The organism is Paenibacillus sedimenti (assembly GCF_014534655.1).
Taxonomy (GTDB): Bacteria; Bacillota; Bacilli; order Paenibacillales; family NBRC-103111; genus Paenibacillus_E; species Paenibacillus_E sedimenti.
Window position 1 is genome coordinate 474,090 of the sequence record NZ_JACVVD010000003.1, and the last position, 16,634, is coordinate 490,723.

Sequence of the window (16,634 nt, forward strand, 5' to 3'; positions counted from 1 at the left end):
CATATGCTGAGTTTTGCTGTAAGCAAAACTTACTTCGTAAGCATATGCTGAGTTTTGCTGTAAGCAAAACTTACTTCGTAAGCATACGCTGAGTTACTTTGTCTTGCCTGCCAATTGGGTGAGCGTTTGATCGATATACGATTCGGTCATTTGTCCAATCTTTTTCACTTCAACCTTGCCGTCCGGACTAATAAAAAATGTCGTAGGATAATCCATTACGCCATACTTTTTGCGCACTTCTTCTTTCGCATCCAGTAAAACAGGCATATTCAAATTATACTGGTCCATGAATGCTTGAACCGTTACCTTGTTTTTATCGACGTTCACTTCCAGGAAGACAACGCCCTGAGGGCTCCATTTGTCATATTGTCTTTGGAGATCCGGCATTTCTTCTTTGCACGGCGGACAGAAAGTTCCCCAGAAATTCATTAGTACCGGCTTTCCTTTATATTCAGACAATTTATGCGTTTTCCCATCGAGACCGATTAAGGAGAAATCGGGCGCTTTATCCCCAACCTGCGGGTATTTTTTGCTATCCGCTGCAGATAAATTTGTAATAATGGTAAATACGCCAATAACAAGCACGACGGCGAATATCGCAATCTGTACCCATTTTTTTCTTGCACCCACTGTCGATCACCTTGCCTTTTTTATTAACATTGTTAGCCATTTCACAAACGTTTATAGCGATTTACACTCACTTATATGTTCATTATAACGAAAAGAAGGCCAATTCCTATTGGCCTTTTTGAACTTTATGTGTCGAGAGCGCAGCGTCTCTGAGCTCTTTGATTTCGCTCACGGAGAGATGACGGTATTTGCCCCTAGGCACCCCTGTCAGGAAGATCGGACCGAACTTTATCCGCTTCAGCCGGATGACAGGGAATGAGATCGAGTCGAACATACGTCTTACTTGTCGATTCCTGCCTTCATAGATGGTGATCTCGATAATCGATTCATTCTTCTCCGGATTCACGTCCGCGTATTCTACTTCTGCCGGAGAGGTCATTCCATCCTCTAACTGAACGCCTGTTCTCAGCTTTTCTAGCAGTGTACCATGCGGCACACCTTTAACGGTAGCCTGATAAGTTCTCGGGACGTGATGTTTCGGATGTGTCAATAAATGTGCGAATTCTCCATCATTGGTCAAAAGGAGCAATCCTTCGGTATCATAATCGAGACGTCCAACGGGATAAACACGTTCCTTAATGCCGGGCAAGAAATCGGTGACGACTTTCCGGCCGCCCGGATCGGTCGCGCTTGTGATAACGCCTTTGGGCTTGTTCAAAAGCACATATATTTTTTGCTGCTGGTTGATGGCTCGTCCATCCACCTTGATTTCATCTTCCTGCGGGTTCACTTTTACCCCGAGCGTCGTGACGACTTCTCCGTTCACTTGCACCCGCCCGGCTGTAATAATATCCTCGCATTTCCGGCGGGATGCGATTCCCGCTTCAGCCAATACCTTTTGCAGTCGTTCCATGATCCGCTATTCACCTCATGCTAATGATAACGGAGTTGCATGTAAATCACAAGCGCACGGCTTAAGCAAACACCAGATAACAAATGACAATAGAGGCAACGAAGCCTACCAGATCGGATATGAGTCCGACTTTCAGTGCATAGCTCGCTTTGCGGATGCCGATCGCGCCAAAGTACACCGTCACAACGTACAGCGTCGTATCCGTGCTGCCTTGAACGGTGGAAGCAATCCGCCCGATCATGGAATCAGGTCCGAACTGCTCGATGAGATCGGTCGTGAAAGCCAAAGACCCTGCGCCCGTTATAGGGCGCAGAATCGCCAGCGGCAATACCTCGGTTGGTATGCCTAAGCTCTCGAAAAACGGCCGCATCCAGCCGAGCACGATATCCATCGCCCCTGATGCGCGGAATACCGAAATGGCGACCATCATGCCGACGAGATGGGGAATTATTTTAATAGCCGTATCGAATCCCTCTTTCGCCCCGTCCACAAAGGACTCATAGACCGGAACTTTGCGGTATGCAGCGTATAAAGGAATGAAAACGATCATAACAGGGATAGCCCATGCCGATAGGAGCGAAACGAAGGCGTACATACGTAATCATCCTTTCAGAGGGGGTAAAGGCGAACGGGACCTTCGGTACCAACGATCGACAAGTATGGCCGCAGCGGTCGATATGGCTGTCGCAATGAGCGTGGTACCCACGATTTCAGCCGGATTCACGGAATTAAAATTCATTCTTATAGCAATCAATGTAGTTGGAATGAGTGTAATACTCGATGTATTCAGTGCCAGCAGTGTGCACATGGCCGGACTAGCCGTATCTTTATCCGCATTCAGCTTCTGCAATTCTTGCATCGCCTTGATTCCCATCGGCGTCGCCGCGTTTCCGAGCCCCAAAATATTAGCGCTCATATTGGACATGATGTAGCCTAATGCCGGATGATTTTTCGGAATACTAGGAAACAGGAACCGCACGACCGGACGTAAAAGAACGGCTAACTTGCTTAGAATGCCGGCATCCTCTGCGATACGCATCATTCCGAGCCAAAAAACGAGTACACTAATGAGTCCGAAGCACACGGTTACACCGCTTTTCGCCCCGTCAAAAGCAGCCTGGGTCACGGTCTCAATATTTCCGTTAATAGCGGCTACGACGAACCCTACAACAATAAAAAACAACCAAATCCAATTGACCATTATTGATACCCCCTAATCGGTCCACTCAGACTTAGAGAAAGTGAATAATTTCTGGATAAGTAACCTGCAAATCAGCCCATATCTCGACAATAATGTTTCTGTATAGGCCTTTCCTTCTTTAAAACTGAACGCCGACTGATCTGACGCTTGCATGCGAGTGCTTGTTTTATCGTACAATGGAACGCTGCGGATCAGCTTCTGATTGAGGTAGATTTGCATGATACCTCTCTCTCCGAGACGATAATCGGTTGATGCCGCGTCCGTGAACGATACCTTTTTGCTGACTAAGCCTGCTTCACCTTCAGCTAGCGGATAGGAGAAAGAACGGCCGACTACCCAAGGGCTGCCTTCGACAGTATCCCCCTTCGCAGCCACTAGCTGGAGCGGATAATACTTGAATCCGTATTGAAGCAGTTTGGCATGGTCTGCCCAATCATTCGGATCGTCAAGGGTGACGACGACCAGCTGCTGTCCATTTCTTGTCGCCGATGAGACGAGGCAGCGTTTAGCCAGTTTGGTGTAACCCGTTTTAACGCCGTCTGCCCCCTCGAATAGGGACAGCATCTTGTTTTTATTGAACCAGGTATAATTCCACTTTTCATTCGGATTCGGAACCTTTTTTATTTTCGTGCTCACGATTTCTTGAAATACAGGGTTTTTCAACGCATAGGCAGTCAGCTTGGCCATATCATTGGCGCTCGCGCGATGCCCTTCGCCTTCATCCAGTCCGGACGGATTCGTAAAATTCGAGTGATCCATGCCGATCATTTTCGCCTTCTCATTCATCATGTAGACAAAACCTTCTACGCTCCCGCCTACATGCTCAGCGATTGCGGTCGCCGCATCATTGCCCGAACGCATCATTAGGCCGTAAAGCATATCGTGCAAGCGCATTTCTTCGCCAAGCTTTAAATAAATGGATGATCCTTCTTTACCGAATGCGTTCTTGCTTACCTTCACCTTATCCGTCAGCTTCCCGTTCTCAATGGCAACAATAGCCGTCATGATTTTGGTCAAGCTGGCAATTCGCATAGGTATGTCGCCTTTAACATTATAAAGAATGCGTCCGGATTCAACATCAATGAGCGAAGCGCCGACTGCTTTCGTGTCGATTCCGGGCGGGGAAGCTTCAGCTTGTCCTAATGGCGTCCAAAATAAAGCAATGATCAACGTCCATATGATCGAATGAATGACTCTCTTCTTCATCTTAATCCTCCTACGCGAAAGAACTTAAGGATCCTTGATCGTAGATCAAAGTCTCTCCTTTTTGCCAGCCAAAACTTTGTACAAGTATATGCTTCTCCAGCAGGGATAGACCTTGGATAAGGTTATTTACAAACCGGGCATCTCTCGTAATAATGTTAAAGAATTTTATATGGAGATCACCGGAGGAGCCTGCCAACGCAGGCTTCTTTTTGCATTTTTTGGGTTCTCCAAGCAAATTATCATATAAAAAAGGAGGAATAAACATGCTTACATGGCTCGCTCTGATTATTTTCTTAATCACATATGCATTGATTATTTCTGAATAAGTAAATCGTGCTGTAATTGCCTTGCTGGGTGTGGTTGTTATGGTATTCGCGGGAATTCTCGATGTCCATAAAGCATTCCAGCATTACATTGAATGGGAAACCATCACCCTGTTGGTCGGGATGATGATACTCGTAGGAATAACGAATCAAACTGGCGTATTTCAATTCGTAGCGGTTCGCGCGGCTAAGCGGGTAAATGGGGATCCGCTGCGGATTTTATTGGTCATGTCTGTTTTAACGGCCATCGGCTCTGCACTATTGGATAACGTTACAACCGTTTTACTGGTTGTGCCCGTGACATTCGCCATCACTCGCATATTGGAAGTTAACCCTGTTCCATTTCTAGAGGCCGAAATTATCGTTCACCGGAAGTGAATACCCTATGGTGGTCGCTTGCACTCGGCGCATGTCTGGGAGGAAACGGCACCATCATCGGGGCTTCCGCCAATGTCATTGTTGCAGGGCTCGCCGCTAAAGAAGGCAAGAGTTTCAGGTATATGGAATTCTTGAAGATTGGCGCACCGATTACCATTGTTTCTTTGGTGCTCGCGCACATCTATGTCTATCTTCGATACCTGATGTAAATAAAGAAAAAATAAAAAAAAGCTGTCCGCAAGGACAGCTTTTTCTTTGATATTTTGTTCCATTTTAAACGATAAAGTTCTGATTCTCGATATTGGTTACGTTCGTCGATCCCGCGGTCGTTGCACCCAATGTACTCGTAGATTTGGTTCCTACGCCTTTGAGCATGCTTTGGATCTTATCCACAACTTGCGGCGCAGAGTCGATCAGACGCTCCAGAATGTGTGTTTGATTGTCAAGTGGAACCACCTTCACTCCGCTCTTTCCTACAACCAGAAAAGCAATCGGCGTAATGGATACCCCGCCGCCGCTGCCGCCGCCGAAAGGAAGAGCGACTCTTGCGTTTAGCGCATCACTTTTGTTAATGGTGCCGCCTTCGATCTCGATTTCGGAGTCCGTCACGAACTCGCTGCCGCCTGCCGCGAAGCCGAATCCGACTTTGGATATAGGCATGATGACGCTGCCGTCAGGGGTTTCTACAGGATCGCCGACAATCGTATTGACGTCGACCATTTCTTTAATATTTTCCATCGCCACTTTCATTAGACCTTGAATCGGATGTTCGGACATCTTCATATTCCTCCTTTGAGTTTTCGTAAAGAACGAAAGCCATAAGCTTTAAAGAGCAATAATGGTTCTTTTTTATAGTGCCCTCTTGGGAAAGCCCTTATGTACAAAATTCAAGAAGCCATTTTGGCTCTAGCTTTTAAGAAAATTTGGTACCAGGCGCGAATACCGCCTTTGATCTTCGCCGCTCTCGCCAGCAGTCTGATGCCGGCAAACAAAATAAACCATACCCTGATACGGCCTGCAAGTCGAAACTCCGTTGAAAACTGGGGCTCGTTGTATTGTGGCACAACGTCGACACAAGGCTTGGTTCGCAGCCGGACAAACCGAGCGGCAAACCCGATCAAAGAAGATTTGATCCCCCATATCGCACCGGTTGTAATCGCCGTTTCAGGGGCATCTCCGATACCAATACGAGTGATCCATTTTAATTCCGTGCACTCTACTTTAGCTAACGTTTGTTTCATCCAATCATACATATTGAGCGTATTTTCCAGAGCAATTTTACCCTGCTTGAAAGAATCCAAAACCTTTTCTTTCGTAAGATGATCTTTCATTTCATCTTTCAGTCCATCGCTTGATCTGGTCGCAGTTTCTGATTTGACTATAATTCCCTGAGCCAAGCCCTTAAACTGAATAATCGGAATCACGTAGCGATACCGTACCAGACCGAAAAAAGCCCTCACATTCATAGAAAGCGTGTCATCGTCCTTCACCCGGGAAAAATAGAGCTCGCCGCGAATATAACTAACCAAGGCAATGATAATAGCTATTACAATTAGGATGACAATAATGCCTAACCAAAACAACGCACAGTTCCCTCCTCCTCGGAACAAAGTCCCCCAAAACTAAAAAACTCCATTGCAAGAATGTATCTTCTCGCCAATGGAGTTAGTATGACCGTGAAAAGGAAATGAAATGCATACGGAGAACTGTGAAAGTCATTATTCCACAACTTTATCCATATCCTCAAAAGTAATCTGCTTCTGATCATCACCTAATCGATCAAATAGCATGCGTGTCTCTTCTTCTAAATCAAAAGTCCCTTGGATGCTCGTTGAATCCGGCAGATCTTGAATGGAGCTAAGCCCAAAATATTCAAGAAACTGCTTTGAGGTACCGTATAAAATCGGTTTGCCTACCGCATCGGCACGTCCCACTTCTTCAATAAGATCTTTGGCCGCTAGCGTCTGCAAAGCGCGGTCGCACTTGACTCCGCGTATCTCTTCAATCTCTACCCTTGTAATCGGCTGCTTATAGGCAACGATCGACAACGTTTCAAGCGCAGCTTGGGAGAGCGATGAACGTGAAGGAGAATAGGCAAGCCGTTCAAAATAAGGAGCATGCTCGGCTAGCGTTGTCAATTGATAAGCACCCGCTACCTCAACAATTTGAATGCCGCGGCCTTTACGTTTAAAGTCAGTCTTCATATCGCGGACCAAGTCGTGAATCAGATGCGCGTCGAGCTCCAATACTTCAGCTAATTGCTTGGCATCCAACCCTTCGTCGCCGGAGGCAAAGAGCAGTCCTTCAATAATTGATTTCATTTGTTGGAAATTGAGCGTCAATTTCAGAATCCTCCTCTTTCGCATGGATGACAATGTCTTCAAACAGCTGATGCTGGAAGCACACAATCTTTTTCATTTTCATTAATTCTAATAAAGCCAAGAAAGTGACGACAATCTCTTCCCGCGTCATTTCGTAATCGAATAATTTGGAGAAAAGCAGCTTTCCGCCTTTGAATTTGAGCATATCTACGACTTCTCGCATCCGGTCTTTAACCGAGATCTCATCCCGGCGAATTTTGGCGACGACGTTGCGGTTGGCGAGCTTACGCAAGGTACGCCTAAAGGCGAATAACAAATCTGTGACATCAAGCCCCTCAACCGGATTCTCGTGCACAACCGGCAAGAACGGCGTTAAATCCTCCGGTTCGCGGGTATAGACCATGCTCCGCTCCACTTCTTTATCCCGGAGCATATCGGCGATCGACTTGTATTTCCGGTACTCGATCAGTTTGGCAACGAGCTCGGCCCGAGGATCCAATTCATCTTCGAATTCATCATAATATTCTTCAAACTCAATGACCGGCGGTTTAGGCAAGAGCATTTTGCTCTTGATTGATAATAGCGTGGCCGCCATAACGAGGAATTCGCTCGTAACTTCCAGCTCCAGTTCTTGCATCGCTTGCACATAACCTAAGTATTGATCGGTAATCTCTTTGATCGGAATGTTATAAATATCAAGTTCATTCTTATCGATGAGATGCAGCAGCAGATCAAGGGGGCCTTCAAACGCTTCCAGTTTATAAGTGACTTTCATCCAGCATTCCCCCTTGTCATCGTGCAAATAGATTGCGGGTATTAAGGCAACATATGTATGATTAATACCATTAAATTCGCAATTACGCAATACTGCAAATAAACTCGCCATTGTTCTACGGCAATCGTCTCTATGCCGCCTCCAATCCAAGAGGGCAGAAAGAAACACAACCGCCAGAAGAAAAAGACGAGTAATAGATTCATAAAAGGACCAGCCATAAGGACGAGCACAATCATCGCAAGCCCAAAGCATCCAAGCGTGCCAAGGGGTTTAGCGAAATCTTTTGCCGCCCCGCGCTTTCCGATCTCCCAATAACCATGCGGTTCCCGCATGCGCCGCATCATGCAGCGTCATTGCGATGAGAAATGCGAACAACCGGGGCAGCAATGTTTCCAGATGGAAAAAAAAGACAGCATTAGGAAGACAATTGTTTCGTCAAGTTCGCCATTTCAATAGCGGTAACTGCCGCTTCCCAACCTTTGTTGCCTGCTTTGGTGCCGGCACGTTCAACAGCTTGTTCGATGGAATCTGTCGTTAATACACCGAATATGGTCGGCACGCCTGTTTTCAAATTAATGGCAGATACGCCTTTTGCCACTTCACTGCATACATAGTCAAAATGCGGCGTAGAGCCCCGGATTACCGTACCTAAGGTGATGATGGCGTCGTATTTGCCGCTTTCAGCCATTTTTTGTGCGATTAATGGAATTTCAAAAGCGCCCGGCACCCAAGCGATTTCTACTTCATCGTCTTGCACGCCGTGGCGTTTCAAAGCGTCTTGAGCTCCGCCGAGCAGTTTGGACGTAATAAATTCGTTAAAACGGCCAACGACGATACCGTATTTCAAGTTTTGCGAGACTAAATGACCTTCATAAATTTTTGCCATTTTGATTTCTCCCTTTTCTATTCAACTTATTTATTTAAATACCGCTGCCTGAGTCATGAAACTCCAGCATATGTCCAAGCTTTTGCTTTTTCGTGTGCAAATAATGCAAGTTGTGCTCTTTGCCTTCCATTTGGATAGCCACACGCTCAACAACTTCAAGACCGTAGCCTTCCAAGCCTTTGATTTTGCGCGGATTGTTCGTAAGAAGGCGAAGCTGGCGGATGCCCAAATCTTTCAAAATTTGTGCTCCAATGCCATAATCGCGCAAATCCGGAGCAAAGCCAAGCTTAATATTCGCCTCAACCGTGTCGAATCCCTGCTCCTGCAAGGCGTAAGCTTTCAATTTATTGATTAGACCGATGCCGCGACCTTCCTGACGCATATATAATAATACACCAGTGCCTTCTTCATCAATCTGTTTTAATGCCGCATCCAGCTGAGGGCCGCAATCGCAGCGGTGGGAATGGAACACATCTCCAGTCAGACATTCAGAGTGAACTCGCACCAGAGTTGGTTTTTCAGGGTCGATTCTTCCTTTTACAAGAGCGACATGCTCCTTATTATCTAGCTGATTCGTATAGGCAATCGCTTTGAATGTGCCAAAGTCGGTCGGCAGGTTGATCTCCACTTCACGCTCAACGAGCTTCTCCTTTTGATTCCGGTAATGAATCAGGTCTTGAATCGTAATTAGCTTCAGGTCGTGTTTAGCCGCAATTTCTACCAGATCCGGAACACGTGCCATCGAACCGTCTTCCTTAATAACCTCACAGATGACAGCCGCCGGATAGGAGCCGCACATGATAGCAAGGTCAACAGCGGCCTCGGTATGGCCTGCTCTGCGCAGTACGCCGCCCTTTTTGGCGATCAGCGGAAAAATATGCCCGGGTCTCCGGAAATCGTGCGGTCTCGTTTTGGAATCGATTAATGCCAGGACAGTTCGGGAACGTTCATGAGCAGAAATCCCGGTGCTAGTCTCAACATGATCGACAGAAACGGTAAATGCTGTTCCATGGTAATCGGTATTCCGCGCCACCATGGGAGGCAGGTCCAGCTCTTGCGCTCTTTCTTCCGTGATCGGCACGCAAACGAGCCCGCGCCCTTCTTTAATCATGAAATTGATCACTTCCGGAGTTGCTTTATCCGCAAGCGCAATAAAATCCCCTTCGTTTTCACGATCTTCGTCATCCACGACAATAATGACTTTGCCAAGCATCAGATCATAAATCGCTTCTTCAATCAGATTAAAACGTATGTCCTCCATTTTTCATCTCTCCTAAGAGTTTTCCCGAAGGAAAACTTACTTCGTAAGCATTTGCTTAAGCCTACATAAAGCCGTGTTCGGCCAAAAAGCTTTCCGATAATGAGCCTTGCCGGTTTTGATTACCTCCGGCAGCGCCTGTCGGACCGAATCCGAGAAGACGCTCCATATACTTGCCAAGCACATCGCACTCAATATTGACGGTATCACCGGCTTTTTTATCGTGGAGTATGGTTTGAGCGAGCGTATGCGGAATAATGGAGACCGCGGCGTCGCGCTCTGTCACGCTAACAACCGTAAGGCTTATGCCATCGATTGTAATCGAGCCGCCAGCAATGATATATTTGAAAATTTGCTTGTTCTCCGGTTCGAACCGGTAGACAACCGCATTTTCTTCGGGAATACGGGATAAGATCGTCGCCGTTGTGTCGACATGTCCTTGCACGATATGCCCGCCGAAGCGGCCATTTGCAGCCATGGCCCGTTCCAGGTTGACGCGGGTGCCATTCTGCAGCTTGCGTAAGTTCGTCTTGCGATACGTTTCAGGCATGACGTCCACGGAAAAGGAATCCGTGTCATAAGCGATTACCGTCAGGCAGACGCCGTTTACGGAGATGCTGTCTCCAAGATGTACGTCTTCCAACACCTTCATGGCGCCGATCGTCAGCACCATCGCTTGTCCTTGACTATGGATGCGGCGCATGTGGCCGATTTCTTCGATAATTCCGGTAAACATGCCAGCCCTCCTTAGAGTTTTCCGTAGGAAAACTTGCTTCGTAAGCATATGCTGAGTTTTTCGCCAGAAAAACTGGCATCGTAAGCATAAAATTTCCTCGGGTGATGATTATGTGTAAATCGGGTAGCCGGTTATGCTGATGTCGGGACCGAACTGCTCGACCTCCACACGGTCGAGCGCAATCGCATCCGCCATCTTCTCGAAGCCGGCGAAATTGAAACTCCCTGGTGCCAAGTGACCGCCGCCGATAATTTTCGGCGCAAACATCAGCACCAGCTTGTCGATCAGGCGCCGCTCCAGCATGGCACCGTTCAGCCGGCCTCCACCCTCTAGGAGGATGGAGCCGATCTCGCGCTCGCCGAGCTGCCGCATGGCGAGCGTCAGATCCACCTGCGGGCCGTCGCCGCAGGTGAGCACCGCGATACCGCGCGCTTCCAGCGCGGCACGCCGCTCTGCGGGCGCTTGTGCGCTCGCAAGAAGGATCGTCGGCTGACGATCCTGCTCCTGCAGCACGCGAGCGCCCAGGGGTATGCGCAGCTGCGAGTCGGCGACGATCCGTACCGGCTGCACAGCCGGTACGTCGCCGCGCGCGCTCAGCTGCGGATCGTCGGCGATGACCGTGTCAACGCCGACCATGATACCCTGATGCCGGTGGCGCAGGGTATGGACATAGGCACGCGACGCCTCGGACGTGATCCACTTGCTGTCGCCGGTCTTCGAGGCGATCCGGCCGTCAAGCGTGCTCGCCGTCTTGAGCGTCACGAAGGGCATGCGCGTGACGATGTACTTATTGAAAGCCTCGTTCATGGCCGAGGCTTCCATTTCCAGCAGCCCGACGGTCACGTCTACGCCGTGGGCGCGCAGCTTGGCAATACCCGAACCGGCGACCTGCGGGTTCGGATCGGTTCCGGCGACGACGACGCGCGTCACGCCGGCTTCGACAAGCCGGTCGCTGCAGGGCGGTGTCTTCCCGTAATGGCTGCACGGCTCCAAAGTCACATAAGCCGTGCTGCCCTTCGCCTCCTCGCCTGCCATCTGCAAGGCGAGCACTTCCGCATGCCCTTGGCCGCGCTTCAAGTGCGCCCCCATACCGACGATGCGTCCTTCCTTTACAAGGACGCACCCGACTACCGGGTTAATGCCGGTCTGCCCCAGCGCGCTTTGCGCCATTTGCAGCGCAAGCCGCATATAGGCTTCGTCGTTCAATAGCTGCATGACACTCACCATCCGTCCCTTGATGAAATCGAATGCAAAAAAGCCCCATCCATTGTAGGATAGGGGCTCAGAGATTGTTAGGTAACACGAAGAAGCTTCGTCTATACGCGCTTGTCTACATTTTTGCTCAAATCAAACAATAACGACGAATCCGTCCATAAAGGCAGACCTGCCGAATTTATGTTCATGTGAAAAAATGTACAAACGTGCACAGCGAATCTATGAGTTCGCGTTCTCCTTCTCCCATCCAGACTATACTGTCGGTCCCGGAATTGCACCGGGTCAGCCGTAGAGAAGCTGTAAGTCAGGTACCTTTGAGCTTCAAAACGGGTCACGGACTGAACGATCCGGAAGCAATGGACATGCCCCCAAACGTATCACCGCCGGTGTGGAATTTCACCACGCCCCGAAGGTTGCACACATTATAAAAGATATCATGTAAGTCTCTTACGAGAAACAGATTTCTTGGTAATGAATTTATCACTAGCACTTGGAAAAAGCAAGGGCTTTTTTTTCATTGGCTTGCTCACAGGGAGTCGTACACATCTCCGAATCAAGAATAGATACAATTTATATTTACCGAGACAGCGATAAGTAAAAAGGCTATCTCAAGGGTCTTTTCGACCTAAGAGACAGCCTTATTATTGCTACACGCTTTTGCTTATTTTATTAATTACACTTCAACAACTTCAACTTTCTCCATCAAATCTCTGCCTTTGAATGCGTCAACGAACTCCATACCTTTCGTTACTTTACCGAATACGGTATGCTGACCATCAAGATGCGGCTGAGGTGCGTAGCAGATGTAGAATTGGCTTCCGCCTGTGTTTCTGCCTGCATGAGCCATCGCGAGTGTTCCGCGCTCGTGTTTGTTAGGGTTGATTTCACAATTGATTTGGTAACCAGGGCCGCCTGTGCCCGTACCCGATGGGCATCCGCCTTGAGCGACGAATCCAGGAATGACACGGTGGAAAACAAGTCCGTTGTAGAAACCGGAGTTTGCTAATTTTTCAAAGTTAGCAACGGTATTAGGTGCATCCTTTTCGAAAAGATCGATGACGACTTCTCCGCCGCCTGCGAGGTTAATTTTTGCTTGTTTGGCCATTTATGGTCCACTCCTTTAGACAATATTACCTTATTCTACTATGAATGCGTTCATTTCACAAACCTCGTCCTGCTCGAAAACAAAAAAAACCACCGGCTTCCATTTTGAAGTCAGGCGGTTTTTTGCTCTTCGTATTGATTTTCCGACTTTACATGTTATCAAGTTATCTCACGTTCGATGACTTCATTCAGCGACGAGCTTTCCTCATGCGTCGCCGCAAGCACACGTTGATCGGCTTCGTTGAGTCCTTGAATTTCTTCTGCAGCTTGCGCCTGGTTGTTCAACTGTTTTTCCGCTTGCCCAATGCCAAGGGCGTTTTGTTGGCCTTTGCTCTTAGCCATCGTGATTCGCTCCCTTACTTAATTGGAATCATGCAACGAACCTTACTATGCGCTTACGGAGCCATACTTATTCCCTAAAATAAAAAAGAAACCGAGAGCCGGGCTCAAGGTTTATTTCATTTTGTCTTAAACGGTTCTGCTGACTTGTTTCATTCTTGCAGGAATCACGTCGTTACCCACGATGTTGTCGAAGGATTCCCGTTTCACAACAAGGTCGCTTTGACCATCCTTCACGAAAATAACTGCCGGACGGCGAATACGGTTGTAATTGCTTGCCATTGCATAGTTATAAGCACCTGTGCAGGATACAGCCAGAACATCGCCAACGTTAACCTTAGGCAATTTTAGATCCCAGATTAGCATATCGCCGCTTTCACAGCATTTTCCAGCGATGGATACGACCTCTTCAGGCGCCTCTTTTGCGCGGTTAGCCAGCATTGCTTCGTATTCTGACTCGTACAAAGCCGGACGCGGATTATCGGTCATACCGCCATCCACGGCTACATATTTGCGCACACCTGGAATGTCTTTAGTCGTTCCCACGCTATAAAGCGTAGTCCCGGCGTCGCCAACAATGCTGCGGCCCGGCTCTACCCAAATCTCAGGCAGCGGATAGTCATTACTGCCGAAATTCTCTTTAATCGCATCCGTGATCGCTTTAACGTATACCGCAACCGGAAGCGGCGTATTGCCTTCCACATAGCGAATACCGAAGCCGCCGCCAAGATTGATCACTTTGAAGGTTACGCCATCTTGCTGGCGTACTTGGACTGCGAAGCCTGCTACCTTCTCTGCAGCGATTCGGAAGCCGTCCACTTCGAAAATTTGCGAGCCGATATGGGAATGTACCCCTAAGAGCTCCAGGTTACTCAATTGAGAAGCTTCTTGAACGGCGCGGAGTGCAGAACCGTTGCCCAAGTCGAAGCCGAATTTGGAATCAATTTGACCTGTCGAAATATATTCGTGCGTATGCGCCTCTACACCTGGCGTTATCCGCAATAGAATCTTCACTTTTTGACGTTTCTCAAAGGCAATGGCGTTCAGCAGATGAAGTTCGATAAAGTTGTCGACAACGAAGCAGCCGATTTTCGCATCGATCGCCATCGCGATTTCTTCCGGTGTTTTGTTATTGCCGTGGAAGTGGATTCGATCGGCAGGGAATCCTGCTTGCAGCGCTGTATACAGCTCGCCATCGGATACGACGTCCAGCGACATGCCCTCTTCTTCGACGATACGGCACATAGCCATTACGCAAAATGCTTTGCTGGCGTAAGCAACCTGAAATTTTAAACCGGAAGCTTGGAAAGCTTCTACGAACTCTCTGCAGCGCTGACGTACAAGCGCTTCGTCATAGACATATAAGGGTGACCCATACTCGGCAATCAGCTTAGTTGTGTCAATACCGCCGATTTCGAGGTGGCCTAGATCATTTATTTTACTCGTACCGTGTAAATACATAGCTTTGTTTTCCCCTCTTCCTACACATGGCTATTCCTATATTCCGCGGAGCACCTTGATGAGCATTTCTATTAAACGTACCATAAGAAACGCGCTTTTGACAATATACCCTTCGACACAAAAGCAAAAAGGACAGGATGGTTCCATGTCCTTTTTTTATGGTTTTACGGGGGCTCCCCCAAAAGTAATGTCTAAACTCTTATCGAAGCAATTCAAAGAAGGATGACCGCTATGAAATGGGGAGTTTAGACGCCGATTGGGCAAAGACCAATGCGGACGGAATACGCTTCGAAGCTTAAGAGTCACTTTTGGGGAACTTTGTATCATTTCGGTTGGCGAGTGCCATCGACCGGCTTCGTTAAGCTGAGCCGCGTTTTCCCGGCTAATACCGGCCGGCGCAGCAGAATGGAGAAAAAGCTCTTGGCGTTGAATGGAATTAACGGCCACATATAAGGCGAGTTGTAAGACCTGCGGGTTGCCAGCCACAACAACCACAAAGTTCCGCCTATAACGAGGCCCGGAACTTTGAATATAGCGACTGCGATAAGAAGAACCAATCTTGTTATTCGGTTCGCAAGCCCCAGCTCGTAGCTTGGCGTAGCGAACATCCCGATTGAAGCCAGAGCCAAATATAAGATGACTTCATTGATAAACAGCCCCGTTTTTACCGCAATATCTCCTACCAAAATCGCCGCGACCAAGCCCATTGCAGTAGCAAGCGGTGTCGGCGTATGGACGGCTGCCATCCTCATGAGATCAATACCGATATCGGCAAGCAGGAACTGCACAAGCAAGGGCAGCGTTCCTTCCTTTTGCGGACCGAGGAATTCCAAACCGGCCGGCTTCAAAGCAGGGTCCATCACCATCAGGAACCAAAGCGGAAGTAGGAACAAAGATGCCATAATCCCGGCAAATCGCACCCATCTTAAGTAAGTTCCGATAAATGGCGTCTGTCTGTATTCCTCAGCATGCTGTACGTGATGGAAAAACGTTGTCGGCAAAATCATCACGCTCGGCGAAGTGTCTACGAACACACACACGTGGCCTTCCAGCAAGTGTGCCGATACCACGTCAGGTCGTTCCGAATACCGAACCATCGGATACGGATTCCAGCCTCTATTGACGATGGCTTCCTCTAACTGCTTTTCGCCAAGAGGAAGTCCGTCGATATTAACCTTTTCGATCTTATCTTTCACCGATTGTACCAAATCAGCATCCGCAATATCGTTTATATAGGCGATGCAAACGTCCGTTTTGGTCCGCTTCCCGATCTGCATAATCTCCAGCTTGAATCTTTCATCACGCAACCTGCGCCGGACCAGTGTAACATTAATAAGCAGCGTCTCGACGAATCCGTCCCGGGAGCCGCGAACAACCCGCTCCAAATCGGGCTCTTCCGTGGAACGTGCAGGGTAGCTCTTGGCGTCTATCGCAATGGCAGCAGCCTCGCCTTCAATAAAAAGCGCTGTACCGCCCATTAGCACTTGTCCAACGATTTCAGACATTTTCCTGTAGCTCTTGACTTGAATATGCGGAATGAGCATATCCATAAAAGTTTCGACCGTGTGGTGTGAAACGGCTTCTTTGTCCACATAAGACAGTCGGGTTATGATGTCCGTCAGCACGGTATCCTTCGCAAAGCCGTTACAGTAGAAAATGCCCACTCGTTTGGAGCCAAACACCATCTCTCTAAGCACCAAATCGAAGCTTCGATTCAGGCCAACCCGTTCCTCCAGCACCCTCTGCACTTCTCGCAAATTACGTGGAATATCTTCTTGGACCTTCAGTTCTTTCTCTTGAGGCGTCATATCCGTTACCGGGTTGTACGGGGACAGATTCCCTTCCTCATCGACAGCGAGTTTTCGTTCTTCATTTTGTGGCCGGGCATCGCCTTTGTCGCTTGAATCTCCAGCTTTCACAATAAACTTCATCTTGATCCCTCCAACTA

Annotated in this window: 19 protein-coding genes, 1 pseudogene and 1 riboswitch; of the genes and pseudogenes, 2 read left to right on the forward strand and 18 right to left on the reverse strand. The window is 48.3% G+C overall.

Features of this window, described 5'->3' with window-relative positions; genetic code table 11:
• Positions 1-93: 93 nt before the first annotated feature.
• From resA to ICC18_RS10935, 5 genes are all read right to left on the reverse strand, one after another.
• Positions 94-630: a thiol-disulfide oxidoreductase ResA gene (gene resA / locus ICC18_RS10915; protein ID WP_188174419.1), complete on the reverse strand. Its 537-nt coding sequence runs from the start codon at positions 628-630 to the stop codon at positions 94-96.
• A 106-nt stretch (positions 631-736) separates the two neighbouring features.
• On the reverse strand, positions 737-1,483 hold the full coding sequence (locus ICC18_RS10920; RefSeq protein WP_188174420.1) for a pseudouridine synthase: 747 nt from the start codon (positions 1,481-1,483) through the stop codon (positions 737-739).
• Between the two features lie 61 nt (positions 1,484-1,544).
• Positions 1,545-2,078 carry a spore maturation protein gene (locus tag ICC18_RS10925; RefSeq protein WP_188174421.1) on the reverse strand — a complete coding sequence of 178 codons (534 nt, stop codon included), beginning with the start codon at positions 2,076-2,078 and terminating at the stop codon, positions 1,545-1,547.
• Between the two features lie 6 nt (positions 2,079-2,084).
• Positions 2,085-2,684, reverse strand: coding sequence for a nucleoside recognition domain-containing protein (locus ICC18_RS10930; RefSeq protein WP_188174422.1), 600 nt, complete (start codon positions 2,682-2,684; stop codon positions 2,085-2,087).
• Positions 2,685-2,696: 12 nt separating this feature from the next.
• Positions 2,697-3,890 carry a D-alanyl-D-alanine carboxypeptidase family protein gene (locus ICC18_RS10935; protein ID WP_188174423.1) on the reverse strand — a complete coding sequence of 398 codons (1,194 nt, stop codon included), beginning with the start codon at positions 3,888-3,890 and terminating at the stop codon, positions 2,697-2,699.
• Between the two features lie 263 nt (positions 3,891-4,153).
• Between ICC18_RS10935 and ICC18_RS10940 the strand changes: the two are divergent.
• Both ICC18_RS10940 and ICC18_RS34970 read left to right on the forward strand, forming a co-directional pair.
• Positions 4,154-4,576 (forward strand): annotated as a pseudogene (locus tag ICC18_RS10940) (ArsB/NhaD family transporter); the annotation flags it as partial.
• Between the two features lie 11 nt (positions 4,577-4,587).
• Positions 4,588-4,800, forward strand: coding sequence for a hypothetical protein (locus ICC18_RS34970; protein WP_446673939.1), 213 nt, complete (start codon positions 4,588-4,590; stop codon positions 4,798-4,800).
• A 64-nt stretch (positions 4,801-4,864) separates the two neighbouring features.
• Here the strand turns inward: ICC18_RS34970 and ytfJ are convergent, their stop codons facing one another.
• From ytfJ to ICC18_RS11005, 13 genes are all read right to left on the reverse strand, one after another.
• Positions 4,865-5,368: a GerW family sporulation protein gene (gene ytfJ, locus ICC18_RS10945; protein ID WP_188174424.1), complete on the reverse strand. Its 504-nt coding sequence runs from the start codon at positions 5,366-5,368 to the stop codon at positions 4,865-4,867.
• A gap of 110 nt (positions 5,369-5,478) precedes the next feature.
• Positions 5,479-6,174, reverse strand: coding sequence for a DUF2953 domain-containing protein (locus ICC18_RS10950; RefSeq protein WP_188174425.1), 696 nt, complete (start codon positions 6,172-6,174; stop codon positions 5,479-5,481).
• Between the two features lie 135 nt (positions 6,175-6,309).
• Entirely contained in the window at positions 6,310-6,912 is a 603-nt protein-coding gene (gene scpB / locus ICC18_RS10955; protein WP_188174756.1) for an SMC-Scp complex subunit ScpB, read from the reverse strand.
• Positions 6,896-7,687 (reverse strand): segregation and condensation protein A, encoded by a 792-nt coding sequence (locus ICC18_RS10960; protein WP_188174426.1) that lies wholly within the window; start codon positions 7,685-7,687, stop codon positions 6,896-6,898. The genes scpB and ICC18_RS10960 overlap by 17 nt, the downstream gene beginning before the upstream one ends.
• A gap of 41 nt (positions 7,688-7,728) precedes the next feature.
• Positions 7,729-8,019 carry a zinc metalloprotease gene (locus tag ICC18_RS10965; RefSeq protein WP_188174427.1) on the reverse strand — a complete coding sequence of 97 codons (291 nt, stop codon included), beginning with the start codon at positions 8,017-8,019 and terminating at the stop codon, positions 7,729-7,731.
• Between the two features lie 83 nt (positions 8,020-8,102).
• Positions 8,103-8,573, reverse strand: a complete 471-nt coding sequence (gene ribH, locus ICC18_RS10970; RefSeq protein WP_188174428.1) for a 6,7-dimethyl-8-ribityllumazine synthase — start codon at positions 8,571-8,573, stop codon at positions 8,103-8,105.
• A gap of 34 nt (positions 8,574-8,607) precedes the next feature.
• Positions 8,608-9,834, reverse strand: coding sequence for a bifunctional 3,4-dihydroxy-2-butanone-4-phosphate synthase/GTP cyclohydrolase II (locus tag ICC18_RS10975; protein ID WP_188174429.1), 1,227 nt, complete (start codon positions 9,832-9,834; stop codon positions 8,608-8,610).
• 61 nt (positions 9,835-9,895) lie between these two features.
• Positions 9,896-10,567, reverse strand: coding sequence for a riboflavin synthase (gene ribE / locus ICC18_RS10980; RefSeq protein WP_188174430.1), 672 nt, complete (start codon positions 10,565-10,567; stop codon positions 9,896-9,898).
• A 108-nt stretch (positions 10,568-10,675) separates the two neighbouring features.
• Positions 10,676-11,782 (reverse strand): bifunctional diaminohydroxyphosphoribosylaminopyrimidine deaminase/5-amino-6-(5-phosphoribosylamino)uracil reductase RibD, encoded by a 1,107-nt coding sequence (gene ribD / locus ICC18_RS10985; protein ID WP_188174431.1) that lies wholly within the window; start codon positions 11,780-11,782, stop codon positions 10,676-10,678.
• Between the two features lie 231 nt (positions 11,783-12,013).
• Positions 12,014-12,200, reverse strand: a riboswitch (FMN riboswitch).
• A 255-nt stretch (positions 12,201-12,455) separates the two neighbouring features.
• A complete protein-coding gene (locus tag ICC18_RS10990) occupies positions 12,456-12,887 on the reverse strand; it encodes a peptidylprolyl isomerase (protein ID WP_188174432.1) in 432 nt (143 codons plus the stop codon).
• Between the two features lie 158 nt (positions 12,888-13,045).
• Positions 13,046-13,228 carry a hypothetical protein gene (locus ICC18_RS10995; RefSeq protein ID WP_188174433.1) on the reverse strand — a complete coding sequence of 61 codons (183 nt, stop codon included), beginning with the start codon at positions 13,226-13,228 and terminating at the stop codon, positions 13,046-13,048.
• A gap of 126 nt (positions 13,229-13,354) precedes the next feature.
• On the reverse strand, positions 13,355-14,686 hold the full coding sequence (gene lysA / locus ICC18_RS11000) for a diaminopimelate decarboxylase (RefSeq protein ID WP_188174434.1): 1,332 nt from the start codon (positions 14,684-14,686) through the stop codon (positions 13,355-13,357).
• 323 nt (positions 14,687-15,009) lie between these two features.
• Positions 15,010-16,617: a spore germination protein gene (locus ICC18_RS11005; protein WP_188174435.1), complete on the reverse strand. Its 1,608-nt coding sequence runs from the start codon at positions 16,615-16,617 to the stop codon at positions 15,010-15,012.
• Positions 16,618-16,634: the final 17 nt, after the last annotated feature.